This is a genomic window from Streptomyces sp. NPDC048671, assembly GCF_055587045.1.
The window spans coordinates 252,229-278,217 of record NZ_JBVJHB010000001.1; the positions used below are offsets into that span (position 1 = coordinate 252,229).

General features: G+C 72.7%; 20 protein-coding genes. 11 read left to right on the forward strand and 9 right to left on the reverse strand.

Features of this window, described 5'->3' with window-relative positions; translation table 11 throughout:
• Positions 1 to 21 precede the first annotated feature (21 nt).
• Complete coding sequence (locus ACZ6S6_RS01215) at positions 22 to 900, reverse strand: helix-turn-helix domain-containing protein (protein WP_362953721.1); 879 nt, start codon at positions 898 to 900, stop codon at positions 22 to 24.
• Between the two features lie 220 nt (positions 901 to 1,120).
• Between ACZ6S6_RS01215 and ACZ6S6_RS01220 the strand changes: the two genes are divergently transcribed.
• From ACZ6S6_RS01220 to ACZ6S6_RS01230, 3 genes are all read left to right on the forward strand, one after another.
• Positions 1,121 to 2,947 (forward strand): glycoside hydrolase family 35 protein, encoded by a 1,827-nt coding sequence (locus tag ACZ6S6_RS01220; protein WP_469702893.1) that lies wholly within the window; start codon positions 1,121 to 1,123, stop codon positions 2,945 to 2,947.
• Positions 2,948 to 3,024: 77 nt separating this feature from the next.
• Entirely contained in the window at positions 3,025 to 3,933 is a 909-nt protein-coding gene (locus ACZ6S6_RS01225; RefSeq protein WP_469702895.1) for a hypothetical protein, read from the forward strand.
• 51 nt (positions 3,934 to 3,984) lie between these two features.
• Positions 3,985 to 4,962: an ankyrin repeat domain-containing protein gene (locus ACZ6S6_RS01230; RefSeq protein ID WP_362953715.1), complete on the forward strand. Its 978-nt coding sequence runs from the start codon at positions 3,985 to 3,987 to the stop codon at positions 4,960 to 4,962.
• Between the two features lie 135 nt (positions 4,963 to 5,097).
• Here ACZ6S6_RS01230 and ACZ6S6_RS01235 read toward each other — a convergent pair whose 3' ends face one another.
• The 5 genes from ACZ6S6_RS01235 to ACZ6S6_RS01255 all read right to left on the reverse strand — a co-directional run bounded on the left by ACZ6S6_RS01235 (position 5,098) and on the right by ACZ6S6_RS01255 (position 9,338).
• Positions 5,098 to 6,690: a DEAD/DEAH box helicase gene (locus ACZ6S6_RS01235; protein ID WP_362953713.1), complete on the reverse strand. Its 1,593-nt coding sequence runs from the start codon at positions 6,688 to 6,690 to the stop codon at positions 5,098 to 5,100.
• Between the two features lie 242 nt (positions 6,691 to 6,932).
• Positions 6,933 to 7,136: a cold-shock protein gene (locus tag ACZ6S6_RS01240; protein ID WP_015607926.1), complete on the reverse strand. Its 204-nt coding sequence runs from the start codon at positions 7,134 to 7,136 to the stop codon at positions 6,933 to 6,935.
• Between the two features lie 297 nt (positions 7,137 to 7,433).
• Complete coding sequence (locus ACZ6S6_RS01245) at positions 7,434 to 8,045, reverse strand: TetR/AcrR family transcriptional regulator (protein ID WP_362953711.1); 612 nt, start codon at positions 8,043 to 8,045, stop codon at positions 7,434 to 7,436.
• Positions 8,046 to 8,113: 68 nt separating this feature from the next.
• Positions 8,114 to 8,620: a pyridoxamine 5'-phosphate oxidase family protein gene (locus ACZ6S6_RS01250; RefSeq protein ID WP_362953710.1), complete on the reverse strand. Its 507-nt coding sequence runs from the start codon at positions 8,618 to 8,620 to the stop codon at positions 8,114 to 8,116.
• Between the two features lie 133 nt (positions 8,621 to 8,753).
• Positions 8,754 to 9,338 carry a HutD/Ves family protein gene (locus tag ACZ6S6_RS01255; RefSeq protein WP_469702901.1) on the reverse strand — a complete coding sequence of 195 codons (585 nt, stop codon included), beginning with the start codon at positions 9,336 to 9,338 and terminating at the stop codon, positions 8,754 to 8,756.
• A 138-nt stretch (positions 9,339 to 9,476) separates the two neighbouring features.
• Between ACZ6S6_RS01255 and ACZ6S6_RS01260 the strand changes: the two genes are divergently transcribed.
• A complete protein-coding gene (locus ACZ6S6_RS01260; RefSeq protein ID WP_469702903.1) occupies positions 9,477 to 10,400 on the forward strand; it encodes a rhomboid family intramembrane serine protease in 924 nt (307 codons plus the stop codon).
• A gap of 120 nt (positions 10,401 to 10,520) precedes the next feature.
• Here ACZ6S6_RS01260 and ACZ6S6_RS01265 read toward each other — a convergent pair whose 3' ends face one another.
• The 3 genes from ACZ6S6_RS01265 to ACZ6S6_RS01275 all read right to left on the reverse strand — a co-directional run bounded on the left by ACZ6S6_RS01265 (position 10,521) and on the right by ACZ6S6_RS01275 (position 17,709).
• Positions 10,521 to 11,981 (reverse strand): glutamate synthase subunit beta, encoded by a 1,461-nt coding sequence (locus ACZ6S6_RS01265; RefSeq protein ID WP_362953705.1) that lies wholly within the window; start codon positions 11,979 to 11,981, stop codon positions 10,521 to 10,523.
• On the reverse strand, positions 11,974 to 16,557 hold the full coding sequence (gene gltB, locus ACZ6S6_RS01270) for a glutamate synthase large subunit (RefSeq protein WP_469702908.1): 4,584 nt from the start codon (positions 16,555 to 16,557) through the stop codon (positions 11,974 to 11,976). Before gltB ends, ACZ6S6_RS01265 begins: the two co-directional genes overlap by 8 nt.
• Positions 16,558 to 16,974: 417 nt before the next feature.
• Entirely contained in the window at positions 16,975 to 17,709 is a 735-nt protein-coding gene (locus tag ACZ6S6_RS01275) for a VIT1/CCC1 transporter family protein (protein ID WP_469702910.1), read from the reverse strand.
• Between the two features lie 264 nt (positions 17,710 to 17,973).
• Between ACZ6S6_RS01275 and ACZ6S6_RS01280 the strand changes: the two genes are divergently transcribed.
• The 7 genes from ACZ6S6_RS01280 to ACZ6S6_RS01310 are packed head-to-tail and all read left to right on the forward strand — an operon-like array spanning position 17,974 to position 25,802.
• Complete coding sequence (locus tag ACZ6S6_RS01280) at positions 17,974 to 19,176, forward strand: ADP-ribosylglycohydrolase family protein (RefSeq protein WP_469703815.1); 1,203 nt, start codon at positions 17,974 to 17,976, stop codon at positions 19,174 to 19,176.
• Positions 19,173 to 20,393, forward strand: a complete 1,221-nt coding sequence (locus ACZ6S6_RS01285) for an ADP-ribosylglycohydrolase family protein (RefSeq protein ID WP_362953701.1) — start codon at positions 19,173 to 19,175, stop codon at positions 20,391 to 20,393. Before ACZ6S6_RS01280 ends, ACZ6S6_RS01285 begins: the two co-directional genes overlap by 4 nt.
• Positions 20,320 to 21,522, forward strand: a complete 1,203-nt coding sequence (locus ACZ6S6_RS01290; RefSeq protein WP_469702915.1) for an ADP-ribosylglycohydrolase family protein — start codon at positions 20,320 to 20,322, stop codon at positions 21,520 to 21,522. Before ACZ6S6_RS01285 ends, ACZ6S6_RS01290 begins: the two co-directional genes overlap by 74 nt.
• Positions 21,519 to 22,901 (forward strand): ADP-ribosylglycohydrolase family protein, encoded by a 1,383-nt coding sequence (locus tag ACZ6S6_RS01295; RefSeq protein ID WP_469702918.1) that lies wholly within the window; start codon positions 21,519 to 21,521, stop codon positions 22,899 to 22,901. The genes ACZ6S6_RS01290 and ACZ6S6_RS01295 overlap by 4 nt, the downstream gene beginning before the upstream one ends.
• The gene (gene rbsK, locus ACZ6S6_RS01300; RefSeq protein WP_469702921.1) at positions 22,898 to 23,782 is read left to right on the forward strand and encodes a ribokinase; all 885 of its coding nucleotides are present in this window, start codon (positions 22,898 to 22,900) and stop codon (positions 23,780 to 23,782) included. The genes ACZ6S6_RS01295 and rbsK overlap by 4 nt, the downstream gene beginning before the upstream one ends.
• On the forward strand, positions 23,779 to 24,978 hold the full coding sequence (locus ACZ6S6_RS01305) for a CaiB/BaiF CoA transferase family protein (protein ID WP_362953694.1): 1,200 nt from the start codon (positions 23,779 to 23,781) through the stop codon (positions 24,976 to 24,978). Before rbsK ends, ACZ6S6_RS01305 begins: the two co-directional genes overlap by 4 nt.
• A complete protein-coding gene (locus ACZ6S6_RS01310) occupies positions 24,975 to 25,802 on the forward strand; it encodes an HpcH/HpaI aldolase/citrate lyase family protein (RefSeq protein WP_469702927.1) in 828 nt (275 codons plus the stop codon). The genes ACZ6S6_RS01305 and ACZ6S6_RS01310 overlap by 4 nt, the downstream gene beginning before the upstream one ends.
• Positions 25,803 to 25,989: the final 187 nt, after the last annotated feature.

The following is a 25,989-nucleotide window of genomic DNA, read 5'->3' on the forward strand; positions in this document are numbered from 1 at the left end:
GGTCCTCTCCGGCGCGGCGGACTACGGGGCGATCGTCGGCGGGTGGTCCGGGTCCGGCACCCGGTCGCTCCAGCCGCCCGGCACGCTGCGTCCCTGCTGTTCGCGGAAGCGGACCGGGGCGATGCCGACCCGGCGGGCGAACAGCCGGGAGAAGTACGCCGGATCGTCGTACCCGACGCGGCGGGCGACTGCCGCGACCGGCAGATCGCTGGTGGCGAGGAGCTCCTTGGCGCGGCCGAGCCGGATACCGAGGAGGTAGTCCTTCGGGCTGCAGCCCGCACCGCGCCGGACGGCCGTGCGCAGTTCGGCGGGGGTCATGCCGTGCCGGGCGGCGTGCTCGGCGACGGAGAGCGGCTGGAACGCGTCCCGCGTCATGGCCTGGAGCACCGGATCGCCGTCGGGGCTGACATCGGCGCGGGCCCGGCGCAGTGCGACGAGCAGTTCGTGGACGGCCGCACCGGTCTCCACCTCCAGCAGCGGGTTCCCGCGCCGCGCCGCCCGTACCATCCGGCCGATGGCGGCCCGAGGTGCCGCCGTGTCGGAGAGCGGGACGAGGGGGCGGTCCGGCTCGATGTAGCCGAGTTCGGTGTACGTGGTGGTGGCGGGGCCGGTGAAGTCGACGAAGCTCTCGTCCCAGCCGGTGGCCGGATCGGCGCCGTAGTGGTGCGGGGTGCCCGGGGTCAGCCAGATCAGGCTGGGCCCGGTGACCGGCACCCGCCGCCCGTCGGGCCCGGCGAACCATCCGCTGCCCGAGTTGATGACCACGGCCACGTGGTGGTCCAGGGTGCGGGGGCCGACGGTGGGCAGCGCGCCGTGCTGGAGCCCCACCCCGAGGCAGACCAGGCCGAGGCGGTGGTGGAGCGGGCTCGGGGTGAAGAAGCGCATCCAGGTGTGGTACATCGGCTTTCGCTCCCCGGTTCTCGCGTCGTGCGCCGACAGCGATGTGCTGCGTCCAAACAGCAATGATCTTTGTCCATGGACCGGCCGCACGCCAGGGGTGAGGCTGGGTCGCGACATTCCTCCCGAGTTCGCCCGCTCCGTCGCACGGTGCCGCATTCCGCCGGTACCGGTTCGCGGGGCGCGGCGGCCGGGACCGCCCGCACAGGAGAGAACGAGCACGATGGCTGACTTCACGGTGGGCGACGACGACCACTTCAGACTCGACGGGCGGCCCGTACGGCTGCTGTCGGGCGCCCTGCACTACTTCCGGGTGCACGAGGCGCAGTGGGATCACCGGCTGTCGATGCTGCGGGCGATGGGCCTGAACTGTGTCGAGACGTACGTGCCGTGGAATCTCCACGAGCCGCGGCCGGGCCGGTTCCGGGACGTGGCGGCGCTCGGCCGCTTCCTGGACGCGGTGCGGCGGGCCGGCCTGTGGGCGATCGTCCGCCCTGGGCCGTACATCTGTGCGGAGTGGGAGAACGGTGGTCTGCCGGTCTGGGTGACCGGGCGGTTCGGGCGGCGGGTGCGGACCCGCGACGCCGCTTATCTGGACGCGGTACGACGCTGGTTCGCCGAACTGCTGCCCCAGGTCGTGGAGCGGCAGATCGACCGCGGCGGCCCGGTGATCATGGTGCAGGCGGAGAACGAGTACGGCAGTTACGGCACCGATCAGGCCTACCTGCGGCAGGTGGCCGCGATGCTCGGCGAGTACGGCGTGAGCGTCCCGCTGTTCACCTCCGACGGGCCGGAGGACCACATGCTCACGGGCGGCTCGGTGCCCGGTCTTCTCGCCACGGCCAACTTCGGCTCGGGGGCGCGCGAGGCGTTCCGGGTCCTGCGGCGTCACCAGGACTCGGGCCCGCTGATGTGCATGGAGTTCTGGTGCGGCTGGTTCGAGCACTGGGGCGCCCCGCCGGTCGTACGCGATCCGGCACAGGCCGCCGACGCGCTGCGGGAGATCCTGGAGTGCGGGGCGTCGGTCAACATCTACATGGCGCACGGCGGGACGAACTTCGGCGGCTGGGCGGGCGCCAACCGCGCGGGCCCGCTCCAGGACCAGGAGCTCCAGCCGACGGTGACGTCGTACGATTACGACGCGCCGGTCGACGAGTACGGGCGGCCCACGGAGAAGTTCTGGCTGTTCCGGAAGATCCTCGCCGAGTACGCGGACGGGCCGCTGCCCGAGCTGCCGGACGCGCCCGCCGCGCTCGCCGCACCGCTGCGGGCCGCGCTGACCGACTGGGCACCGCTCCAGGACGTCATGGAGGCACTCGGCGACGAGGAGCAGCCGGAGTCCGGCGTTCCGCCCACGTTCGAGGAGCTGGGCGTCGACCGCGGCCTGGTGCGCTACCGGGTCGGCGTACCGGGTCCCCGACAGCCGTACGCCCTGGGCGTTTCGGGCCTCCGGGACCGGGCGGTGGTGTACGTGGACGGGGTCCGCAGGGGCGTCCTGAGCGAGGAGGACGGCACCCTGGCGGAGCCGGTGGCCGGGCCCGCCGAGGTCGAGCTGTGGGTGGAGTCGCTGGGCCGGGTCAACTACGGGCCGCGGCTGGGCGAGGCCAAGGGGATCACCGGGGGCGTGCTGCACGAGCGCCAGTTCCTGCACGGCGTACGGGCGCGGGCGCTGCGGCTCGACGCGTTCGAGGACGCGGCGGCGGTGGCCGGTGTCCCGTTCGCCCCGGTCGACGGGTCCGGGCGCGGCGGCCTGTACAGGGGCTCCTTCGAGGTCGCGGACGCGGGCGGCACCGGGCACGCGGGGCTCGAACTGCCGGGCTGGACGCGCGGATTCGTCTGGGTGAACGGGTTCTGCCTCGGGCGGTACTGGTCGGCGGGCCCGCAGCGGACGCTGTACGTACCGGGTCCGGTGCTGCGGGACGGTGTCAACGAGGTGTGGGTGCTGGAGGTGGAGGACGCGGGCGCGCCGTTCGCGGAGCTGGGGCCGGGGCTGCCCGCGCGGACGGGCACCGCTGCCGGTGCCGGTACCCCGGAGGAGGCCCTGGACTGACGTCCGGCTTTCCGGGCCGCTCGGCGGCGCCCCGGCTACAGTGGGCGGAGCCGAGCGGCGCGGACGGGGGTGAGGGCGTGAGCGACAGCCCCCACGGCAGCCCGGTGGTGCACGGCTTCCCGCACCTGGCCACCGTCCGGTCGGCGATCACCGCGCTGTACCGGCGGCTGTCGTACGACGGTGTCCACCGGTTCGCACCGAGCCTCCTGCCCGTCGACGCGGCCTTCGCCGACTCGGACGATCTGCATCTCGGCGCGCAGCGTGTGGCGCGGGCGATGGTGCAGCACCTGCGTCTGCCGGACGCCCGGATGGTCGTCGCGTTCCGTGCGATGGAACATGCGGGAAGTGTCGAACTCGCGGCCGGGCCGGAGTACTTCATCGAGCTCAACGACCGCTTCCGCACCCACCGCAGGGACATCGGGGCCGCGCTGTCGCACGAGGTCATGCATGTGCTGCTGCACCGGCTCGACCTCCAGTTCCCCGGGACCCGCGACAACGAGATCCTCACCGACACCGCGGCCGCCTATCTGGGAGCGGGCTGGCTGCTGCTGGACGCGTTCCGGGAGGACGCCACCTCCAGCCAGAAGCTGGGCTACCTCACCCCCGAGGAGTTCGGGTACGTACTGGCCAAGCGGGCGCTCGCCTTCGACGAGGACCCCTCGCCGTGGTTCACCAGCCCGCAGGCCTACACGGCGTACACGAAGGGCCGGGCGCAGGCCCTGCGCGAGGGCCTGCAGCCGCCGTTGACGGCGGCCGGCTGGGCGGGCCGGCGCCGGTACGCCAAGGACCGGCGGTACGCCCAGGACCATCCCGGTGCGGGCGCGGCTCCGGGCCCCGAGCCTCCGTACACCTTCGAGACCGCCCCGGACGGGCTCCGGGTCGCCTTCCCGTGCCCGACCTGCCATCAGCGCAACCGGGTTCCGGTCCGCGGCCGGGTGCGGGCCCGGTGTGCGCTGTGCCGCACGGTGCTGGACTGCACGACGTGAGGCGCCGCCGCCCGCAACGGGCCGCGGAGTGAAAGGTATTACAGTCGAAATGTGACAGAAGACCGGATGGCGGAGGCGGTGGCGGACGGGCTGAGCCTGTTCGACGCGCTGTACGAGGGCGAGGACGCCGTCGTACGGGTGCTCCGCGCCGGTGCGTCCGCCGAGTCGTCCGACGAGGACGGCGCGAGCCCGCTCTACCTGGCGGCGGTCTCGGACCGGCCGGGTGTGGTGCGGCTGCTCCTCGCCGCGGGCGCCGATCCGGACCGGGCCTGCGGGCCGGAGTCGGGCGATCTGCCGATCTGCGGGGCGGCGTGCGGCGGTCACACCGAGGTGGTGGAGGCGCTGCTGTCCGCCGGGGCCCGGCCGGATCTGCGTGAGCAGTTCGGGTTCACGGCGCTGCGCTGGGCGGTGGGGCTCGGCCACGCGCGGACCGCGCGGACGCTGCTCGCCCACGGCGCCGACCCCTGCCTGCCGGGGCCGGAGGGCGAGGCGCCTCTCCTCCTGGCCGCCCGTCGTGGCTCGCTGGAGACGGTACGGGCGCTGCTGCGCCACGGTGCGGGAGCACCGGACGGGGCGCTGGAGGAGGCCCTCGTCGAGACGCGCCGCATGCTGGCCGTGGACCTGGAGCGGGAGCTGCGCGGCGGACTGCTGGACGCCTACGGGGAGTCGGAGGGGCACCAGGTCTCGGTGCACCGTGCCGTGGTGGACGGCGGGGAGACGCTGACCGTCGAACTGGTGCGGAACGGGGAGCCGTTCGCGGGCCTGGACCAGCAGACGGGGCACGGCGCGATCGCCACGCTCCTGGAGAGCGAGCTGGGGCTCCTGGCCTCGTTCGAGGAGCTGGCGCGCCGCGCGCTGCGGTCCGGGAGCCCGGACCTGGACAACTGGCACGCGTCGGCGGAGGCGCTGCGCGAGCGCGGCGGCGAGGAGACCCGGCAGGCGGCGGCCGCGTGGTGCGCGGCGGGTGATCCCCTGCGCCGGGCGTTCGGCGCGGATGTCCTGGCACGGCTCGGGCACCCCGGGACATGAACAAGCCCGTCCGGCGCTTGAGGACGGAAGCGGCGCTCGGGCGAACCCGGCTGACGCTCCGTCCTCAATCGCCGGACGGGCTGAATGTGCTTGCGCGCACCGCCCGGAAGCTCCGGACGGGCTGAAACGTATCGGCTACGCCGCGCGACGACCACGCGCGGGCGCACCACCGCGGCCGGAGCCGCCGGAGCCGCCGGAGCGACCCGCACCCTGCGCACCGGCGCCGCCGGCACCCCCCGCACCGCCGCCGCGTCGGCCGCGGCCACGCGTGCCCGAGCGGAAACCGCCGCCGGCGCCCGCACCGGACCCCGTGCCGCCGGGCCGCGTGCGCGGCTTCGGCTGGGTCGGCTGCGGGACCTCGACGACGATGGCGACGCCCGACGGCTCGCGCGCCCCGGTGATCCGGGTGAGCTCCTCGTCGCTGGACCTGATCCGGGTGGTGCGCGGCGCGATGCCCGCGTCCTGCATCAGCCGGGTCATCTCCCGCTTCTCCTCGGGCAGCACCAGCGTGACGACGCTGCCGGACTCCCCGGCGCGCGCGGTGCGCCCGCCGCGGTGGAGGTAGTCCTTGTGGTCGGTGGGCGGGTCCACGTTGACGACCAGGTCGAGGTCGTCGACATGGATGCCGCGCGCCGCCACGTTCGTCGCGACGAGCGCGGTGACCTGGCCGTTCTTGAACTGGTCCAGGGTCCGGTTGCGCTGCGGCTGGGAGCGGCCGCCGTGCAGGGCGGCAGCCCGTACACCGCTGGCGAGCAGCCGCTTGGCGAAGCGGTCGGCGGCCCGCTTGGTGTCGACGAACATGATCACCCGGCCCTCGCGGGCGGCGATCTTCGTCGCGACGGCCTTCTTGTCGGTCTCGTCGAGCACATGGAGCACGTGGTGCTCCATGGTGGTGACCGCGCCGGCGGACGGGTCGACCGAGTGCACGACGGGGTCGGTCAGGAACATCTTGACCAGCCGGTCGATGTTCTTGTCCAGGGTCGCGGAGAAGAGCATCCGCTGCCCGTCCGGCTCGACCTGCTTGAGCAGGGCGACGACCTGCGGCATGAAGCCCATGTCGGCCATCTGGTCGGCCTCGTCGAGGACGGTGATGGCGACCTGGTCCAGGCGGCAGTCGCCGCGCTCGATGAGGTCCTTGAGCCGGCCCGGCGTGGCGACGAGCACCTCGGCGCCGCGGCGCAGGGTGCCGGACTGCTTGCTGATCGACATCCCGCCGACGACGGTCGCCATCCGCAGGTTGACGGACGTCGCGTACGGCGTCAGTGCGTCGCTGACCTGCTGGGCGAGCTCGCGGGTCGGGACGAGGACGAGGACGAGGGGCGCCTTCGGCTCGGAGCGGCGTCCGGCGGTACGGGCCAGCAGCGCGAGGCCGAAGGCGAGGGTCTTGCCGGAGCCGGTGCGGCCGCGGCCGAGGATGTCCCGGCCGGCGAGCGAGTTCGGCAGGGTGGCGCCCTGGATCGGGAACGGGTCGGTGACGCCCTGCGCGGCAAGGGTCTTCAGCAGGGCGGCGGGCATGTCCAGCTCGGCGAACGCCTCGACGGCGGGCAGTGCGGGGGTCATGGTTTCGGGCAGGGCGAACTCACCCTGCGGCGGCGTTGCCTTGCGACGCGGCGACGCCTTGCCGGATCCCTTGCCGGAACCCTGTGCGGTTGCCTTTGCCTGGGCCGTGCCACGCCCCCTCGACGGGCGATTGCGGGCGGGACGGTCCTGACGTTCGGAGCGGATCATACGGAATTGCCCTCCTGGGGATTCCTGGGAACTACGTGGGAATGCTGGGACTTGCCGGGGCCTGCGCGGAATGCGGACTGCGGCACGCGGTGCGCGGGGGCCCGGAACACCCGGGGTGCTTCGTCGCACCCGGTGCGGGGCGCTCAAAGGCGCCCGGAACTTCCGTACTTCCCAGGGACAGCACAAGCCGGGGCCCGCACCTTCACGGTGCGGGCCCCGGCTGCGAGGTACGCGTCCGGCAATTAGGCCGGGACGATGTTCTCCGCCTGCGGGCCCTTCTGGCCCTGCGTGACGTCGAAGGAGACCTTCTGGCCCTCCTGGAGCTCACGGAAGCCCTGGGTGGCGATGTTGGAGTAGTGGGCGAAGACGTCAGCGCCGCCGCCGTCCTGCTCGATGAAGCCGAAGCCCTTTTCCGAGTTGAACCACTTCACGGTTCCAGTAGCCATGTCATTCTCCTAAAACAGGTGCAGTGCCGGAAATCCGCACTTTACGAATTCCAAGTCGCCGCATTGAGCCCCACCCGGAGAAAGCCGGAAAACAATAAAGCGCCTGAGGAAGCATTCCCGTCAGGCGCACATAAAGTTCATGGGTACCAAAACTGCAACCGGATCACCGTAGCACAATCTGCCGACCGGCGGTGGGACACGCCACGCCGCCGGCCGGCTGTTGTCCGGGTGAACCCTTGGGGCGTACGGGTCGGAGCCGTTCGAAGATCGTCGGAGACCGGTCCTGGACGGGTTGCCTCAGCCGCGCAGGGCGATCCCTTCCAGGACCATCGACAGGTACTGGCGGGCGATCTCCTCGGGGCTGTGCTGCCCGCCCGGCCGGTACCAGGAGGCGGCGACCCAGACGGTGTCCCGGACGAACCGGTAGGTGAGGCGGATGTCGAGGTCGGCGCGGAAGACCCGGTCGGCGACGCCGCGCTCCAGGGTGCCGAGCCAGGCCTTCTCGAACTTCTGCTGGGAGTCGAGGAGGTACTGGAACCTCGGCTGGGCCGCCAGGTGCTGGGACTCCTTCTGGTAGATGGCGACGGCGGCACGGTGCCGGTCGATCTCGCGGAAGGACTCGGTGACGAGAGCCTCGATGGTCTCCCTGGGGCCGAGCCCGGCGTCGAGCACGGCGTCGTACCCCTCCCAGAGCTCGTTCAGGAAGGTGGAGAGAATCTCGTCGACCATCGATTCCTTGGAATCGAAGTGGTAATAGAGGCTGCCCGCGAGCATTCCGGCCGCGTCCGCGATCCGGCGGACGGTCGTGGCGTTGTATCCCTGCGCGGCGAACACCTCGGCGGCGGTGGCGAGCAGTTCGCCGCGCCGCTCGGGGGAAGGCGTCGCCTGTGGCTTCTTCTTGGTAGGCACCCGCCCATTCTCCGCCCGGCCGCCTCCCCAGCCGCCCTACGGGCCGCGAGCACGCCCTGCCGGGGCCGTCAGGAGGTCTCGGCCGGGGAGCCGTCGTCGTTGCCCCTGCGGAAGGAGCGCAGCGGGCGGCCGGGGCGCCAGACCTGGATGACCAGGGTGTCGCCGCCCTCGATGCCGGTGCGCACCACCTCGGTCAGCTCGATCCGGAACAGGTGGAAGGGCTCCGGCGGCTTCACCTCGTCGACGAAGCGGGCCAGCACGGCGGGGTCGGTCACCTCCACCGCCCGCCCGGAGATCCGGACGTCCCCGTCGGCCATCTCGGCGTCGGGGCCGGGGTTGGCCTGCACGGCGAAGCGGGGGTCGCGGCGCAGGTCCAGCGCCTTGCGGGAGTCCGGCATCATGCCGAGGAACGGCTCGCCCAGCCGGAATTCCACTTCGAGGCCGGTCACCCGGGGCGAGCCGTCCTTGCGGAGGGTCGCCAGGACGTGGTGTCTGTACTGCTGGAAGCGCTGTCGGACGGTGTCGGCGAAGTCCGGCTCCGCGGTTCGGAAATCTGCCCAGGAGTTCGATGTCATGGGTTCATCGAACTCCGTAATCCCGACATCTCCTGTCCGGTTTCCTCCTCGGCTGTCGCGGACCACCCGTTCGGATCCCGTCCGGCGGATCCCGTCCGGCGGATCCCGTCCGGAAACCGTCCCGTGCCGTCCCCTACCGGCTGCCCGGCCCCTGTCCCGTCAGGGTGATCAGCGCCGCGTATCCCTGCGTCCGCAGCACGCACGGCGCCCGGCCGTGCAGCAGCACCGCGTCGTAGCGGCCGAGTCCGGTGTCCGTACCGTCGATGACGGCGCCGTCCTCCAGCGCCACGGCCAGCACCGTCCCGCCCTCGGGCGCCATCAGCCGCAGGGTGCCGCGTACGACCGCCACCTCGGCCCGCGTACGGTCCCTGCGGTACATCACGTTGAGATTGACGACCGGGCCCGCCAGCAGCCGTCCACCGGTCTCCACGTCGCCCGGGAAGTCGTGCGGCCAGTACGGCTCGTCGACGATGTGGTGCTCCCCGTCCACCATGAGGTCCATCCCGGCGCCCTCCACCACGGTCAGGGTGCGGTCGACGCCGGGGAACACGGAGAACGGCCCGTCCCCGGTCACGTCCGCCAGGCTGACCCGCCAGTCGAAGGCGCCGGCCGCCGCGCCGGGGGACGCGGCGATCTCGCGGGTGACTCCCCCGCCGTTCTTCCAGGGCGCCTGCACCCGGCCGGCCGCGCGCAGGATCCTGAACGCCTCGGAGGTCATACGGATGCTCCAGTCTCGAACGGGGTCGGGGACGTCGAGCTTAGGGCCTGTACTGGGTTGTCCCAGGGGTTCGCTATCTTGATCGCCGCCGCCCCCCACCGGCCGCTCTTGCCCCGTTCACCGATGAAGGAGCCGGCCATGGAGGCCGCCATCACCACGTGCTATCGCCATCCCTCGTACGAGACGTATGTGAGCTGTACCCGCTGTGAACGCTTCATCTGCCCGGACTGCATGCGCGTGGCCTCGGTCGGCCACCACTGCGTGGAGTGCGTGAAGGAGGGGCGGCGTTCGGTCCGGCAGGCGCGGACGGTCTTCGGCGGGGCGGTGGCCCGGAGCACGGTGCCGCTCGTCACCTATGTGCTGATGGGCCTGAACATCCTGGTGTATCTGGGCGAGCTGGTGCGCCCGGGGATCGTCGACCGGTTCGGGATGACGGGTGCGGGGCTGGCCGGTCCGGACGGCAGCCAGTACGTCTACGAGCCCGGCGGCTTCCCCGGCCTCCATGTGATCGGGGTGGTGGACGGCGAGTGGTACCGGTTGCTGACCAGTGCCTTCCTGCATCTGCCGCCCGGCGATTCCGCCCTCGGCTCGGTGCCGTTCGGGGTGCTGCACATCGCCTTCAACATGTACGCGCTGTGGAACCTGGGCCGGGTCGTCGAGGAGCGGCTGGGGCGGGTCCGCTACCTCGCGCTGTACCTGCTGTCCGCGCTGGGCGGTTCGGTGCTGGTGTACCTGATCGCGCCGCTGGACACCGCGGTGGGCGCCTCGGGTGCGATCTTCGGGCTCGCGGCGGCCTTCTACGTCATCAACCGGCGGCTGGGCCGGGACATGCAGGCGGTGAACAGGTTCCTGGCCGGGTTCCTGGTCTGGATGGTGATCTCGGCGGGCTTCACCTCGTGGCAGGGGCATCTGGGCGGGCTGCTGACCGGTGCGTTCGTGACGGTCGTCTACGCGTACGCCCCGGCGGAGCGCCGTACGGCGGTCCAGGCCGCCGGGTGCGTGGTGCTGTTCGCCGTGCTGATGCTGCTGGTGGTCCTCAAGACGTCGGCGCTGACGGGCTGAACCCCTCTGTGCGCCTGCCCCGGGACGCGCCACGGCGCCTGCCGAATCGTCCGGTCGGGGACGGGCAGGCGCCGCGTTCAGTTCCGTACGCCGTTGTACGGGACGTCTGGTGTGCCGTGATCAGACCATCATGGAACGGTCCGTCGGGCGGATCGGGGCCGGCAGTGCGCTGGCCCCGGTGAGGAAGCGGTCCACGCCGCGTGCCGCGGAGCGGCCCTCGGCGATGGCCCACACGATGAGGGACTGGCCTCGGCCGGCGTCACCGGCGACGAAGACGCCGTTGACGTTGGTGGCGTAGTCGTCGTCACGGGCAACATTACCGCGTGCGTCGAGCTCCAGGCCGAACTGCCGGACCAGACCGTTGGCCTGGTCGGTGCCGGTGAAGCCCATGGCGAGGGTGACCAGCTGGGCGGGGATCGTCCGCTCGGTGCCGGGCTTCTGCGCCGGCTTGCCGTCCTTGAACTCCACCTCGATGAGGTGGAGCGACTGGACGTTGCCTTCCTCGTCGCCCTCGAAGTGGGTGGTGGAGACGGAGTAGATCCTCTCACCGCCCTCCTCGTGCGCGGAGGTGACCTTGTAGAGCATCGGGAAGGTCGGCCAGGGCTGGTTGGCGTTCCGGTCCTCGCCCGGCCTGGGCATGATCTCCAGCTGGGTGACGGAGAGCGCGCCCTGCCGGTGGGCGGTGCCGACGCAGTCCGCGCCGGTGTCGCCGCCGCCGATGACGACGACGTGCTTGCCCTCGGCGGTGATCGGGGAGACCGTCAGGTCGCCCTCCTGCACCTTGTTGGCGAGCGGCAGGTACTCCATCGCGAAGTGCACCCCGTTCAGCTCGCGGCCCGGGACGGGAAGGTCGCGGGAGACGGTGGCGCCGGCGGCGATGACGACGGCGTCGTAGCGGCGGCGCAGCTTGGCGGCGTCGACGTCCGTGCCGACCTCCACCTCGGTGCGGAACTTGGTGCCCTCCGCGCGCATCTGCTCGATGCGGCGGTTGATGTGCGACTTCTCCATCTTGAACTCGGGGATGCCGTACCGCAGGAGGCCCCCGATGCGGTCCGCGCGCTCGTAGACGGCGACCGTGTGGCCGGCCCGGGTCAGCTGCTGGGCGGCGGCGAGTCCGGCGGGGCCGGAGCCGATGACGGCCACGGTCTTGCCGGAGAGGCGCTCGGGCGGCTGCGGGGTGACGTCGCCGCGGTCCCACGCCTGGTCGATGATGGAGACTTCGACGTTCTTGATGGTGACGGCCGGCTGGTTGATGGCGAGCACACACGCCGACTCGCACGGGGCGGGGCAGAGCCGCCCGGTGAACTCCGGGAAGTTGTTCGTGGCGTGCAGCCGCTCGGACGCGGCCGTCCAGTCCTCGCGGTAGGCGTAGTCGTTCCACTCGGGGATGAGGTTTCCGAGCGGGCAGCCCTGGTGGCAGAACGGGATGCCGCAGTCCATGCAGCGGCCGGCCTGCTTGCTGATGATCGGGAGCAGCGAGCCGGGAACGTAGACCTCGTTCCAGTCCTTGACGCGCTCGTCGACGGGGCGGGTCTCGGCGACCTCGCGGCCGGTGGTCAGGAAGCCCTTGGGGTCAGCCATTGGTCGCCGCCTCCATCATCTTCTCGGTGGTCTCCTGCTCGGAGAGACCGGCGAGCTCAGCGGCGTCCTTGGCGGCGAGCACTGCCTTGTAGGTGGACGGGATGATCTTGCTGAAGCGGGCCACCGAGGTCTCCCACTCGGCGAGGAGCTTCTCGGCGACCGTGGATCCGGTCTCCTCCTGGTGGCGGCGCACGACGTCGTGCAGCCACTGCCTGTCGGTGTCGGAGAGCTCCTCCACCGCGCCGAGGTTCCCGACGTTGACGTGGTCGCGTTCGAGGTCGATGACGTACGCGACGCCGCCCGACATGCCGGCCGCGAAGTTGCGTCCGGTCTCGCCGAGGACGACGGCGTGTCCGCCGGTCATGTACTCGCAGCCGTGGTCGCCCACGCCTTCCGAGACGACCGTGGCGCCGGAGTTGCGGACGCAGAACCGCTCGCCGGTGCGGCCGCGCAGGAACAGCTCGCCGCCGGTGGCGCCGTAGGCGATGGTGTTGCCCGCGATGGTGGAGTACTCGGCGAGGTGGTCGGCGCCGCGGTCCGGGCGGACGATGACGCGGCCGCCGGAGAGGCCCTTGCCGACGTAGTCGTTGGCGTCGCCCTCCAGGCGCAGCGTCACACCGCTGGGGAGGAAGGCGCCGAAGGACTGGCCCGCGGAGCCGGTGAAGGTGATGTCGATGGTGTCCTCGGGCAGGCCCGCACCGCCGAACTTCTTCGTGACCTCGTGGCCGAGCATGGTGCCGACGGTCCGGTTGATGTTGCGGATCGCGATCTGCGCGCGGACCGGCTGGGCGGTCTCGGCGCTGTCGGCCTTCAGGGCGTCGGCGGCGAGCTTGATCAGCTCGTTGTCGAGGGCCCTGGCCAGGCCGTGGTCCTGCTCGGCGATCTGGTGGCGGACGGCGCCGTCGGCCAGCTCGGGGACGTGGAACAGCGGGGCGAGGTCGAGGCCCTGGGCCTTCCAGTGCGTGATCGCGCGGTCGGTGTCGAGCAGCTCGGCGTGGCCGACGGCCTCTTCGATCGTACGGAAGCCGAGTTCGGCGAGGATCTCGCGGACTTCCTGGGCGATGAACTCGAAGAAGTTGACGATGTACTCGGCCTTGCCGGAGAACCGCTCGCGCAGGACCGGGTTCTGGGTGGCGATGCCGACCGGGCAGGTGTCCAGGTGGCAGACGCGCATCATGACGCAGCCGGAGACGACGAGCGGCGCGGTCGCGAAACCGAACTCCTCGGCGCCCAGCAGTGCGGCGATGACGACGTCGCGGCCGGTCTTGAGCTGGCCGTCGGTCTGCACGACGATGCGGTCGCGCAATCCGTTGAGCAGCAGCGTCTGCTGGGTCTCGGCGAGGCCGAGCTCCCAGGGTCCGCCCGCGTGCTTGAGCGAGGTGAGCGGGGAGGCGCCCGTTCCGCCGTCGTGGCCGGAGATGAGGACGACGTCCGCGTGTGCCTTGGAGACACCGGCGGCTACCGTGCCGACGCCGACCTCGGAGACCAGCTTCACGTGGATGCGGGCCGCCGGGTTGGCGTTCTTGAGGTCGTGGATCAGCTGAGCCAGGTCCTCGATGGAGTAGATGTCGTGGTGCGGCGGCGGGGAGATCAGGCCGACGCCCGGGGTGGAGTGCCGGGTCTTGGCGACCCACGGGTAGACCTTGTGGCCGGGCAGCTGGCCGCCCTCGCCGGGCTTGGCGCCCTGCGCCATCTTGATCTGGATGTCGTCCGCGTTGACCAGGTACTCGCTGGTGACACCGAAGCGGCCGGAGGCGACCTGCTTGATGGAGGAGCGGCGCGCCGGGTCGTAGAGCCGGTCGGCGTCCTCGCCGCCCTCACCGGTGTTGGACTTGCCGCCCAGCTGGTTCATGGCGATGGCGAGGGTCTCGTGCGCCTCGCGGGAGATCGAGCCGTAGGACATGGCGCCGGTGGAGAAGCGCTTGACGAGGTCGGAGACGGACTCGACCTCTTCGATGTCGATCGCCTCGCGGTCCGGGGTGAAGCCGAACAGGCCGCGCAGCGTCATCAGCCGCTCGGACTGCTCGTTCACCCGGTCCGTGTACTGCTTGAAGATGTCGTAGCGGCGGTTGCGGGTGGCGTGCTGGAGGCGGAAGACCGTGTCCGGGTCGAACAGGTGCGGTTCGCCCTCGCGGCGCCACTGGTACTCGCCGCCGATCTCCAGCGCGCGGTGCGAGGCGGAGATGCCGGTGGCGGGGTAGCCCTTGGCGTGCCGGGCGGCGACCTCCTTGGCGACGACGTCGAGCCCGGCGCCGCCGATCTTGGTGGCGGTGCCGTTGAAGTACTGGGCGACGAAGTCCTCGTTCAGGCCGACGGCCTCGAAGACCTGGGCGCCGCGGTAGGAGGCGACGGTGGAGATGCCCATCTTGGACATCACCTTCAGGACGCCCTTGCCGAGCGCGTGGATGAGGTTGCGGATGGCCTGATCGGCCTCGATGCCCTCGATGAAGGTGCCGGCCCGGACCAGGTCCTCGACGGACTCCATGGCCAGGTACGGGTTGACCGCGGCGGCGCCGAAGCCGATCAGCAGCGCGACGTGGTGGACCTCGCGGACGTCACCGGCCTCGACCAGCAGACCCACCTGGGTGCGCTGCTTGGTGCGGATGAGGTGGTGGTGGACGGCCGAGGTGAGCAGCAGCGACGGGATCGGCGCGTGCTCGGCGTCGGAGTGCCGGTCGGACAGGACGACCAGGCGGGCGCCGTCCTCGATGGCGGCGTCGACCTCGGCGCAGATCTCCTCGATCCGTGCGGCCAGTGCGTCGCCGCCGCCGCCGACCCGGTAGAGACCGGAGAGCGTGGCGGCCTTCATGCCCGGCATGTCGCCGTCGGCGTTGATGTGTATGAGCTTGGCCAGCTCGTCGTTGTCGATCACCGGGAACGGCAGCGTGACGCTGCGGCACGCGGCGGCGGTCGGCTCCAGGATGTTTCCGGCCGGGCCGAGCGTGGAGCGCAGCGAGGTGACGAGCTCCTCGCGGATGGCGTCCAGCGGCGGGTTGGTGACCTGCGCGAACAGCTGGGTGAAGTAGTCGAAGAGCAGTCGGGGCCGGGCGGACAGCGCGGCGATCGGCGAGTCCGTGCCCATGGAGCCGAGCGGCTCGCCGGCGGTGCGGGCCATCGGGGCGAGGATGACGCGGAGTTCTTCCTCGGTGTAGCCGAAGGTCTGCTGGCGGCGGGTGACGGAGGCGTGCGTGTGCACGATGTGCTCCCGCTCGGGGAGGTCCTCCAGCTCGATCTCGCCGGTCTCCAGCCACTCCTGGTAGGGCTGCTCGGCGGCGAGGGACGCCTTGATCTCGTCGTCCTCGATGATGCGGTGCTCGGCGGTGTCGACGAGGAACATCCTGCCGGGCTGCAGGCGGCCCTTGCGGACGACCTTGGCGGGGTCGATGTCCAGGACGCCGACCTCGGAGGAGAGCACGACGAGGCCGTCGTCGGTGACCCAGTAGCGGCCGGGGCGCAGACCGTTGCGGTCGAGGACCGCGCCGACCTGGACGCCGTCGGTGAAGGTGACGCAGGCCGGGCCGTCCCAGGGCTCCATCATCGTGGAGTGGTACTGGTAGAAGGCGCGCCGGGCCGGGTCCATGGAGGCGTGGTTCTCCCACGCCTCGGGGACCATCATCAGCACCGAGTGCGGCAGCGAGCGGCCGCCGAGGTGGAGCAGCTCCAGGACCTCGTCGAAGGAGGCGGAGTCGGAGGCGTCCGGGGTGCAGACGGGGAAGATCCGGTCCAGCCCCGCCGTACCGCTGTGCCCGTCGTCGGCGGAGCCGAACAAGCCGGAGGCGAGCTGGGACTCGCGGGCCTTCATCCAGTTGCGGTTGCCCTTGACCGTGTTGATCTCGCCGTTGTGCGCGACGAAGCGGTAGGGGTGGGCGAGCGGCCAGCTCGGGAAGGTGTTGGTGGAGAAGCGCGAGTGGACCAGCGCGACCGCGGTGGCGAACCGGTCGTCGGAGAGGTCCGGGAAGAACGGCTCCAGCTGCCCGGTGGTGAGCATTCCCTTGTAGACGATCGTGCGGGCGGAGAGCGACGGGAAGTAGACCCCGGTCTCACGCTCGGCGCGCTTGCGCAGCACGAAGGCCTTGCGGTCCAGGACGATCCCGGTGCTCTCGCCGTCCGCGACGAAGAGCTGACGGAACTCGGGCATGGTGGCGCGGGCGCCCTTGCCGAGGATGTTGGGGGTGACCGGGACGTCGCGCCAGCCGAGAACCTTCAGGCCCTCCTCGGCGGCGATCTTCTCCAGGCCCCGGACGGCCGCCGTGGAGTCGTCCGCGGGCAGGAACGCGATGCCGACGGCGTAGGCACCGGCATCGGGGAGGTCGAAGGGGACCTCCGCGCGGAGGAAGGTGTCCGGTACCTGGAGCAGGATTCCGGCGCCGTCACCGGAGTCGGGCTCGGATCCGGTGGCGCCGCGGTGTTCGAGGTTGCGCAGTACGGTCAGCGCCTGCTCCACCAGCTCGTGGCCGGCCACACCGGTCAGAGTGGCGACGAATCCGACGCCACAGGCGTCGTGCTCGTTGCGGGGGTCGTACATCCCCTGCTGGGCGGGGCGACCGTCCATGGGCGACCAGGCGTCGGTGCGCATTGGCTCTCCCGTCGTCGTCGTGGCATATGAGCTGCCGAGGGACGACGTTGGCCCTCTGCGAAATTTCGTGCAGATTACATGACGCTTCTCAAGAAGCGGATAACTTGTTCCAACATACGGACACCGCGAGGGCGGTGGAGTGGGTCTCAGCCGGAGGGTCGGCGCCCGGGAGACCGCAGAGAGAAGGCAACGTTGCCTGCTGTGTCTACAGCTCATGCCCGGCGGCGGCGGAAACGAAACAGCCGGGTGATGACTACTTATGTGTGGCCCTGCATAGAGTCTCATTTTACGTCGCGCCAGGCCGTTCCGCCCAGCGGCGGGTGCCGGGACGTACGTCACACGGATGGCGCACTCGCGACGGGCCGGGACCGGTGCTCCGGTCCCGGCCCGTGACGCGGGGGCGGACCCCGGAGCGGCTCAGCCGCCGACCGCGACGCCGAACAGCATGCCCAGACCGTAGGTGAGCGCGGCCGCCGTGCCGCCGAGCACCAGCTGACGCAGTCCGCTGAACCACCAGCTGCGGGCCGTCACCCGGGCCACCACCGCGCCGCAGCCGAAGAGGCCGGTCAGGGCGAGCAGCACGGCCGGCCACATCGCGCTCGCGCCGAGCAGGTACGGCAGCAGGGGCAGCAGGGCGCCCAGCGCGAAGGCGCCGAACGAGGACACGGCGGCGACGAGCGGCGAGGGAAGATCGCCCGGGTCGATGCCGAGCTCCTCGCGGGCGTGGATCTCCAGGGCCTGCTCCGGGTCGCGCGACAGCTGCCGGGCGACCTCGCGGGCGAGGCCGGCCTCGACCCCCCGGGACTCGTAGAGCTCGGCGAGCTCCCGCTCCTCGTCCAGCGGGTGCTTGCGCAACTCCCGTCGCTCCACGTCGAGTTCGGCTTCCACCAGCTCGCGCTGCGAGGCGACGGAGGTGTACTCGCCGGCCGCCATGGAGAAGGCGCCCGCGGCCAGACCGGCCAGCCCGGTGATCACGATCGTCCGGTGCGAGACCGCGCCGCCCGCGACACCGGTCATCAGGGCGAGGTTCGAGACGAGACCGTCCATGGCACCGAACACCGCCGGCCGCAGCCAGCCACCGTTCACATCGCGGTGGGTGTGGTTGTCCCGGTGCGCCTCGTGCAGTACGGCGTCGGTCTCGATGATGGACACAGCTCTCCCCTTACTGCGGCGCGGGTCCAACCCGCTCCGCCCCCGCTCGACACCATCGAAAGTACGCACGAAAAATGGCCCCCGCCAGCAAGGCAGGCCGTACTTACCACCGTCTGTGACCAGGTAGGTACGGCTTGCCTTGCTGTCCGAAGACCGTCATCCGAGTGGCCCTTTTGTTGCGATTGTCGGCCTCTGTCGTGGCTCCGCGTGGCACAGATCCCACAGGTACGGGAACTGGCTCGGTACGAGCGAAGGGTCGACGCGATGGAGCTGATCGCAGGAAATCCGGCAGCGCCGCGGACGGACGGCACGCGGACGGCGGCACGCGGGGCGCCGGTACACGGAGCGCCGTCCCCCGGCGGGACGGTCCGGGGCGGTCCGGGTGACCGGGCCAGGGGTTCGTTGCTGGGCCTCGCGGTCGGCGACGCGCTGGGCGCCCCCGCGGAGAACATGCGGCCCTCCGAGATCCGCCGCCGCTGGGGCCGCATCGAGGGCTTCGTGAGCGACGACCCGGCGGGCACCGACGACACGGAGTACGCGATCTTCTCGGGGCTGCTGCTGGCCCGGCACGGTTCGGCGCTGACCGTCAGCCATGTCGAGCGGGCCTGGCGGCTGTGGATCGCGGACCTGGACGAGGGGCCGTTCCGCGGTGCCGGGTTCAGCGAGCGCGGCACCCTGGAGAACCTGCGCCGGGGCCTGGCCGCCCCGATCTCCGCCCAGCACCGGCACGCCTGGAGCGACGGTCTGGCGATGCGGGCGGCACCGTTCGGCGTCTTCGCGGCGGGCCGCCCCGCCGAGGCGGCCCGGCTGGTCGCGGTGGACGGCCGGGTCAGCCACGAGGGCGAGGGCATCTACGGCGGCCAGGCGGTGGCGGCCGGGGTGGCGGCCGCGATGACGGGAGCCGGGGTCACCGCCGTGATCGCCGCCGCGCTCTCCGCCGTGCCGATGGACTCCTGGACCGCGCGTTCGCTGCGCCGCGCGGTGACGGCCGCGCGGCACCCGTACCCCGACCGGCTCACGATGGAACGCGCGGTGCGCTCGGCCGTGGTCATCGGCGGCTACCCGTGGACGGACCTGGCGCCGGAGGCGGTGGGGCTGGCCTTCGGGGCGTTCGCCGCGGCGCGCGGCGACTTCCGTACGGCGGTGCTGACCGCGGTCAACATGGGCCGCGACGCAGACACCACGGCCGCGGTGGCGGGCGCCCTGGCCGGGGCGCTGCACGGGGCCTCGGCCATTCCGCGCCCCTGGGCGGAGGCGATCGGCCCGGTCCGGGGCAGCTGCCTCCCGTCGATGCGCGGCTACCACGTCCTGGACATCGCGGAGCTGCTCACCCCGGCCGATGCGGACGAACGGAGGGGGCACCCGGCCCCCTCGCCCGGCGGCGGGGCTCCCCCTCCCGGTGGAGCCGTCAGCGACAGCGCCGGCCGCCGGGACATCCGCGCCGACGCACCGGCGGTGCGCCCATGACCGGCACCGTCCGGCGCGCCCGGATCGAGGGACTGCTGCTCGGGCTGGCCGCCGGGGACGCCGCCGGGTGGCCGGCCGCGCGGCACCGGGCGGCCCGGATGCCGGAGTGGACCCGGCGCCTCACCCGCGAGCTCGACACCTTCGCCGAGCAGAACGCGACCACCACACTGCCCGTCCCCATCGCCCTCAACCAGCCGCCCGAACCCCTGCGGCTCGGCCCGTCCGACGACGCCGAATGGGCGGCGTTCGCGGCCGGGACCGTCCTGACCTCGGCGGCGGGCCCGCTGCACGGCCTCTCCCCCGGCCGCCGGATGCGGGCCGCGGTGGACGTCGCCTGGAACGCGCTGGCCGCCGAGGTCGCCGCGGCCGCCGCACGGGCGCCCGAGGTCGAGTCGGCGGTCCTGCCGCTGCGGGCCCGGATCTCGGTGCGGGCCGGGCTCGGCAACCTGGCCGCCGGGCTGCGCCCGCCCGCCACCGGCCACGACAACCCCCACTACTTCGACGACGCGGCGTGTGTGCGGGCCGCCGTGCTGGCCGTCGTCCACCCCGGCGACCCCGCGGCGGCCGCCGACCTCGCCGAGTTCGACGCGCGCTACACCCAGGACGGCGACGGGGTGCACGGTGCGCGGGCGATGGCCGCCGCGATCGCCGCGGCGCTCGGCGGGGCGGACGTGGACACGGCGGTGAACGCCGCGCTCGCGCAGCTCCCCGAGGGCACCGAGATCGCCCGCAACGCCGCCCACGCGGTCCGGATCGCCCGCGACTTCGCCGGCGAGGCGGCCGGCGCCTTCGCCCTCGTACCGGTGCTGGAGCATCAGATCGTCGACCACGTCTACAGCTACGGGATCGCCGCCGCCGAGACCGTCCCGGTCGCCCTCGCGCTGGCCACCGCGGCCCGCGGCGAGATCGCGCAGGCCGTGCCGTCCGCGGCCTGCCTGTCCCGGGTCGCCGATTCGGCGCCCGCCCTGGCCGGTGCGCTGACGGGTGCGCTCGGCGGCATCGCCACCGTGCCCGACGGCTGGCGCGAGGCCTGCCGCACCCTGGCGGGGTGCGCGCTGCCCCGTTTCGCGGGCACGGATCTGATGGAACTCGCCGGGCTGCTGGCAGACACGGAACCAGCACCCCCGGGTGGACAATCCGGACATGACATCCACCGCGCCCCCGGCGCCCACGAGGTCCGCACCGCCCACGACGCCCACGGCGCTCACTCTCGATGAACGGATCGCGGGCGCGCTCGTCGGCGCCGCCGTCGGTGACGCGCTCGGCGGTCCGGTCGAGGGCCGGCCCCCCGAGCAGATCGCGGCCCGCCACGGCGGGCGGATCACCGGCGTCGTCGGCCCCTGGGACGGCGACGACTGGCGCACCGCCCGCCCCATCGCCCCGTACCACAAGGGCGACGGGCACGTCACCGACGACACCTTGATGACCCATGCGCTGGTCCGGGTGTACGGGAAGGTGCGCGGCCACCTCGACGCGTACTCCGTGGCCGACCACCTCGTACCGGAGCTGATCTCGAACCCCCGCTGGATTCCGGAGCTGGAGGCCGAGGCGCTGCCGCTCCAGCGGATCTTCCTCGCGGAGAAGTGGATCGTCGCCCGGCTGCACTACGGCCATGTCGACCCGCGCGAGGCGGGCTCGGGCAACATCGTCAACTGCGGTGCGGCGATGTACATGGCGCCGGTCGGCCTGGTGAACGCGGCCCATCCGCAGGCCGCCTACGCCGAGGCCCTGGACGTCGCGGGCGCCCACCAGTCGTCGTACGGAAGGGAGGCGGCCGGCGTCTTCGCCGCCGCCGTCGCCGCGGCCTGTACGCCCGGTGCGACGCCCGCCTCGGTCGTCGAGACCTGCCTGTCGCTCGCCAAGGACGGCACTCGGGCCGCCATCGAGGCGGTGTGCGAAACGGCCGACAGGTACCGGGACCTCGAATCCGCCCTGGCCCCGATCCGCGAGGCCGTCGCCCCCTTCGACACCGTCGGCCCCGACTACCGCGCCCCCTCGCTCGGCGCCCGCCGCCCCTCCCGGCTGCATTCCATCGAGGAACTCCCCGTCGCGCTCGGCATGCTGCTCGTCGGGGACGGGGACTACCGGCGCACGGTCCTGGGGTCGGTCAACTACGGGCGGGACTGCGACTCGATCGCCACCATGAGCGGCGCCGTCGCGGGCGCGCTGCACGGCGAGGGGGCGATCCCCGCCGACTGGGTGAGCACGGTCGGCGAGGCCAGCCGCCTCGATCTGCACGCCCCGGCCCGGACCCTGACCGAGGTCGCCCGCGAGGTGTTCGCACACGACACGGCCCGCCGCCGCGCCCACGAGGCCGCGTTCGCCGCACTGGCGGGCACCGCGTGAGCACGGGGGTGCGGGTCACCTGGGTGCAGCCGGAGGACCTGGTCGGGCACGAGCTGCGGCAGGCCGCCGAGGACGGGCGCGACGCCCGGGACATCGAGCGCCGGTGGTACGAGGCCGGCGGCTCGCCCGCCCCGGACCGCGCGGGCGCCTCCGAACCCCCCGCACCGCCGGAACTGCGCGCGGTCGCCGGGCGTCTGCTGGACGAACTCGCGCTGCTGGAATCGCCGTTCGCCCAGGACGAGCCGACCGGCCTGGACGCGATCCGGGCCGCCTGCCCGCACTGGCCCGGCCCCCGCAGGGACCTGGCCGCCGTGGGCCGCGACCGGCTGCACGCGGCCTGGCTGGGGCGCGCCGCCGGCTGTCTGCTGGGCAAGCCGGTCGAGAAGCTGCCGCTGGAGGGCATCCGCGCGCTGGCCCGCGCCACCGGGAACTGGCCGCTGTCCACCTGGTTCACCGCCAAGGGGGTGCCCCCCGGCCTGTCGGCCGCCTACCCCTGGAACCGGCGCTCCGCGACCACCTCGCTCGCCGAGAACATCGACGGGATGCCGGAGGACGACGACCTCAACTACCCGCTGCTGACCGTGGTGCTGCTCCAGCGGTACGGCCGGTCGTTCACCACCGCCGACCTGGCCCGCCTCTGGCTGGAGGAGCTCCCGGCGGGCCGGACGTTCACCGCCGAGCGCGTCGCGTACCGCAATCTGCTGGACGGCGTCGAACCGCCGGACACCGCCCGGTACCGCAATCCGTTCCGGGAGTGGATCGGGGCGCGGATCCGGGCCGATGTGCACGGCTGGACGCACCCCGGCGACCCGGCCGCGGCGGCGGAGCAGGCCCACCGGGACGCGGTCCTCACGCACACCGGGAACGGGGTGTACGGCGCGATGTTCACCGCGGCAGCGCTCGCGGAGGCGGCCGGCGGCGAGGCCGATGTGCACGGCTGCCTGGCCGCCGGGCTCAGGGTCGTACCACCGCGCTCGCGGTTCGCACGGGCGGTACGGGACGGTGTCGCGGCGGCCCGCGGCACGTCCGGCTTCGACACGGTCGTCGACCGGCTCCACGACACGTACGGCGGGTACCACTGGGTGCATGTGCTGCCCAACGCGGCGCTGCTCGCCGCCGCGCTCACGCACGCCGACGGCGATTTCACCGGCTCGGTCTGCCGCGCGGTGTCCGGCGGCTGGGACACCGACTCCAACGGGGCGACCGCCGGTTCGCTCGCCGGGCTGCTGGCCGGGCGGCCCGAGGCGCTGCCCGACCGGTGGACCACCCCGCTGAAGAACCGTCTCGCCACGTCCGTCCCCGGTTTCGACTCGGTCGGCTTCGACACGCTGGCCGACCTGACCCACCGGCTCACCCAGCAGGAGGCACTCCGCCCATGACCGGTATCGCGGTGCTCGGCAGCACCAATATGGATCTTGTGGCCTACGTCGACCGGGCTCCGGAGCGCGGACAGACCGTCACCGGGAGCGAGTTCCGCACCGTGCCCGGCGGCAAGGGGGCCAACCAGGCCGTCGCCGCCGCCCGTGCGGGCGGCGACGTGATGATGATCGGTGCGGTCGGCAACGACGAGTACGGCGTCCGGCTGCGGGAGAACCTGGAGCACTCGGGCGTCGACACGGATCTGCTGCACACCGCCGAGGGGCCCAGCGGAACGGCGCACATCGTGGTGGACGCCAAGGGCTCCAACGCGATCGTGGTCATCCCCGGCGCCAACGGCGCCGTCACCGCGCTCGGTCCGGGCGAGATCGCCGCCATCTCCGGCGCCGATCTGCTGCTGCTCCAGCTGGAGCTGCCGCTGTCCGCCGTGATCGAGGGGGCGCGGGCCGGCCATGCCCAGGGGGTACGGATTCTCCTCACCCCCTCCCCCGTGCGGCAGCTGCCCGACGAACTCCTGGACTGCGTCGACCTGCTGATCCCCAATGAGCACGAGGCGGCCGAGCTGTCCGGGCACTCCGAGCCGCACGCGGCGGCCAAGGTGCTGCTCGGCCAGGTGCCGGCGGTCGTGATCACGCTCGGCTCGAAGGGCTGCCTGTACGCGGCACGGGGCCGCACGCCCGTGCACTTCCCCGCCCCCGACGTCATGGCCGTCGACACCACCGGCGCCGGGGACACCTTCGCCGGGGCGCTCGCGGTGGCGATCGGTGAGGGCCGGCCGGTGCCGCAGGCCATCGCCTGGGCCTCGTCGGCCGCCGCGCTCTGCGTACAGAAACCCGGCGCCTCGACGTCCATGCCGTACCGCAGCGAAATCGACGCCGCATGACCGGGCCGGCGGCCGCGCCGCTGACCGGGCTCCGGGTCATCGATCTCGCCACGCTCTTCGCGGGCCCCCTGTGCGCCACCATGCTCGGTGACTACGGCGCCGAGGTGATCAAGGTCGAGCATCCGGGGCGGCCCGACCCGTCCCGGGGACACGGCCCCACGAAGGACGGCATCGGGCTGTGGTGGAAACTGCTCGGCCGCAACAAGCGCACCATGACCCTCGATCTGTCCGGGCCCGGCGGCCGCGACATCCTGCTGCGGCTCGCCGCCGGCACCGATGTGATCATCGAGAACTTCCGGCCGGGCACGCTGGAGCGGTGGGGTCTTGGCTGGGAGGAGCTGCACGCCGTCAATCCCCGGCTGGTACTGGTCCGGGTCACCGGCTTCGGCCAGTTCGGCCCGTACGCGCACCGGCCCGGCTTCGGCACGCTCGCGGAGGCGATGAGCGGATTCGCGGCGATCACCGGGGAGCCGGACGGGCCGCCGACGCTGCCGCCGTTCGGTCTCGCCGACTCGATCGCGGCGATCGCCACGGCGTTCGCGGTGATGACCGCGCTGGCCGGACGGGAGCGGACCGGCGAGGGGCAGGTCGTCGACCTGGCGATCATCGAGCCGATCCTGACGGTGCTCGGCCCGCAGCCGCTCTGGTACGACCAGCTCGGTTACGTCCAGCCGCGCACCGGCAACCGTTCGCGCAACAACGCCCCGCGCAACACCTACCGCACCTCGGACGGGCAGTGGGTGGCCGTCTCCACCTCCGCGCAGTCCGTCGCCGAGCGGGTGATGCGCCTGGTGGGACGGGCGGAGCTGATCGACGAGCCGTGGTTCGGCTCCGGCACCACCCGCGCCGACCACTGCGAGGAGCTCGACGAGGCGGTCGGCGACTGGATCGCCCGGCACACCCGGGACGACGCGGTCTCCGCGTTCGAGAAGGCGGAGGCGGCCATCGCGCCCGTGCATGACATCCGCGACGTGATGGAGGACCCGCAGTACCGGGCGCTGGACTCCATCACGGAGGTCGACGACCCCGAGCTGGGCCCGCTGCGGATGCAGAACGTCCTGTTCCGGCTCTCCGGCACCCCGGGGGCGATCCGCTGGGCGGGCCGGCCGCACGGGGCGGACACCGAGGAGATCCTCACCGGGCTCGGGCTGACCGGCCCGGAGATCTCGGCGCTGCGGGCGGAGCGGGTCCTGTGACCCCGGCGATCCCCCTCACCTGGCTCTACGTCCCCGGGGACCGGCCGGACGTGGTGCGCAAGGCGCGCGATTCGGGGGCGGACGTGGTGATCGTCGACCTGGAGGACGCGGTCGCCCCGGAGCGCAAGGAGTACGCACGGGCCGCCACCGCGGAGCTCCTCTCCGGACCCGCCGCCGCCGACGCGGTGCCGGTCCATGTCCGGGTCCACACCGAGGCCGACGTCCTGGCCCTGGCCGGGCTGCCGGGCCTCGCCGAACTGCGGCTGCCGAAGATCACGCACGCGGCGTCCGTCCATCACATCGCGGCGCTGGCCCCCGGCGTCGCGCTCTGTCCGCTGCTGGAGTCGGCACTCGGCATCGAGCACGCGTACTCGGTGGCCGCCGCCCACCCCCAGGTGCGGTCCATCGCCCTGGGCGAGGCGGATCTCCGGGCCGATCTGGGGGTCCGGGACGATACGGGGCTCGACTGGTCGCGCAGCCGGACGGTGGTCGCGGCCCGCGCGGCCGGGCTGGCCCCGCCCACCCAGTCGGTGTTCCCGGACGTCAGGGACCTGGACGGTCTGTGGGCGTCCTGCGCCCATGGGCGGGCGCTGGGGTTCCTCGGCCGGGCGGCGATCCACCCCCGGCAGCTGCCGGTGATCGAGCGGGCGTTCCGGCCGACGCCGCAGGAGGTCGACGCGGCGCAGGAGATCGTCGAGGCGGCCCGGACGGAGGCGGGTGCGCTGGCCCTGCCGGACGGCCGCTTCGTGGACGCGGCGGTGGTGGCCTCGGCCCACCGCACGCTCGCCCTGGCCGGGCGCGTCGCCCCGCCCGGCGAACGCTGATCACGCGCCCCGCCTTCTGTCCTCAATCGCCGGACGGGCTTGTTTTCCCCCAGGCAGTCCATCCAAGCCCGTCCGGCGATTGAGAACACCAAGGCCCACGGAGAACCGATCACGGACGGCAAAACCAGCCCGTCCGGCGATTGAGGACACCACGGCCCGCACAGAACCGGTCACAGACGGCAAAAAC

What these genes read in the sequence shown, in the direction of transcription:
- ACZ6S6_RS01220 (WP_469702893.1), top strand. Translation starts at nt 1,121, where the DNA reads ATGGCTGACTTCACGGTGGGCGACGACGACCACTTCAGACTCGACGGG.
- ACZ6S6_RS01255 (WP_469702901.1), bottom strand. Translation starts at nt 9,338, where the DNA reads ATGACCTCCGAGGCGTTCAGGATCCTGCGCGCGGCCGGCCGGGTGCAG.
- ACZ6S6_RS01305 (WP_362953694.1), top strand. Translation starts at nt 23,779, where the DNA reads ATGACCGGGCCGGCGGCCGCGCCGCTGACCGGGCTCCGGGTCATCGAT.
- rbsK (WP_469702921.1), top strand. Translation starts at nt 22,898, where the DNA reads ATGACCGGTATCGCGGTGCTCGGCAGCACCAATATGGATCTTGTGGCC.
- ACZ6S6_RS01290 (WP_469702915.1), top strand. Translation starts at nt 20,320, where the DNA reads ATGACATCCACCGCGCCCCCGGCGCCCACGAGGTCCGCACCGCCCACG.
- ACZ6S6_RS01265 (WP_362953705.1), bottom strand. Translation starts at nt 11,981, where the DNA reads ATGGCTGACCCCAAGGGCTTCCTGACCACCGGCCGCGAGGTCGCCGAG.
- ACZ6S6_RS01260 (WP_469702903.1), top strand. Translation starts at nt 9,477, where the DNA reads ATGGAGGCCGCCATCACCACGTGCTATCGCCATCCCTCGTACGAGACG.
- ACZ6S6_RS01240 (WP_015607926.1), bottom strand. Translation starts at nt 7,136, where the DNA reads ATGGCTACTGGAACCGTGAAGTGGTTCAACTCGGAAAAGGGCTTCGGC.
- gltB (WP_469702908.1), bottom strand. Translation starts at nt 16,557, where the DNA reads ATGCGCACCGACGCCTGGTCGCCCATGGACGGTCGCCCCGCCCAGCAG.
- ACZ6S6_RS01280 (WP_469703815.1), top strand. Translation starts at nt 17,974, where the DNA reads ATGGAGCTGATCGCAGGAAATCCGGCAGCGCCGCGGACGGACGGCACG.
- ACZ6S6_RS01250 (WP_362953710.1), bottom strand. Translation starts at nt 8,620, where the DNA reads ATGACATCGAACTCCTGGGCAGATTTCCGAACCGCGGAGCCGGACTTC.
- ACZ6S6_RS01235 (WP_362953713.1), bottom strand. Translation starts at nt 6,690, where the DNA reads ATGATCCGCTCCGAACGTCAGGACCGTCCCGCCCGCAATCGCCCGTCG.
- ACZ6S6_RS01215 (WP_362953721.1), bottom strand. Translation starts at nt 900, where the DNA reads ATGTACCACACCTGGATGCGCTTCTTCACCCCGAGCCCGCTCCACCAC.
- ACZ6S6_RS01285 (WP_362953701.1), top strand. Translation starts at nt 19,173, where the DNA reads ATGACCGGCACCGTCCGGCGCGCCCGGATCGAGGGACTGCTGCTCGGG.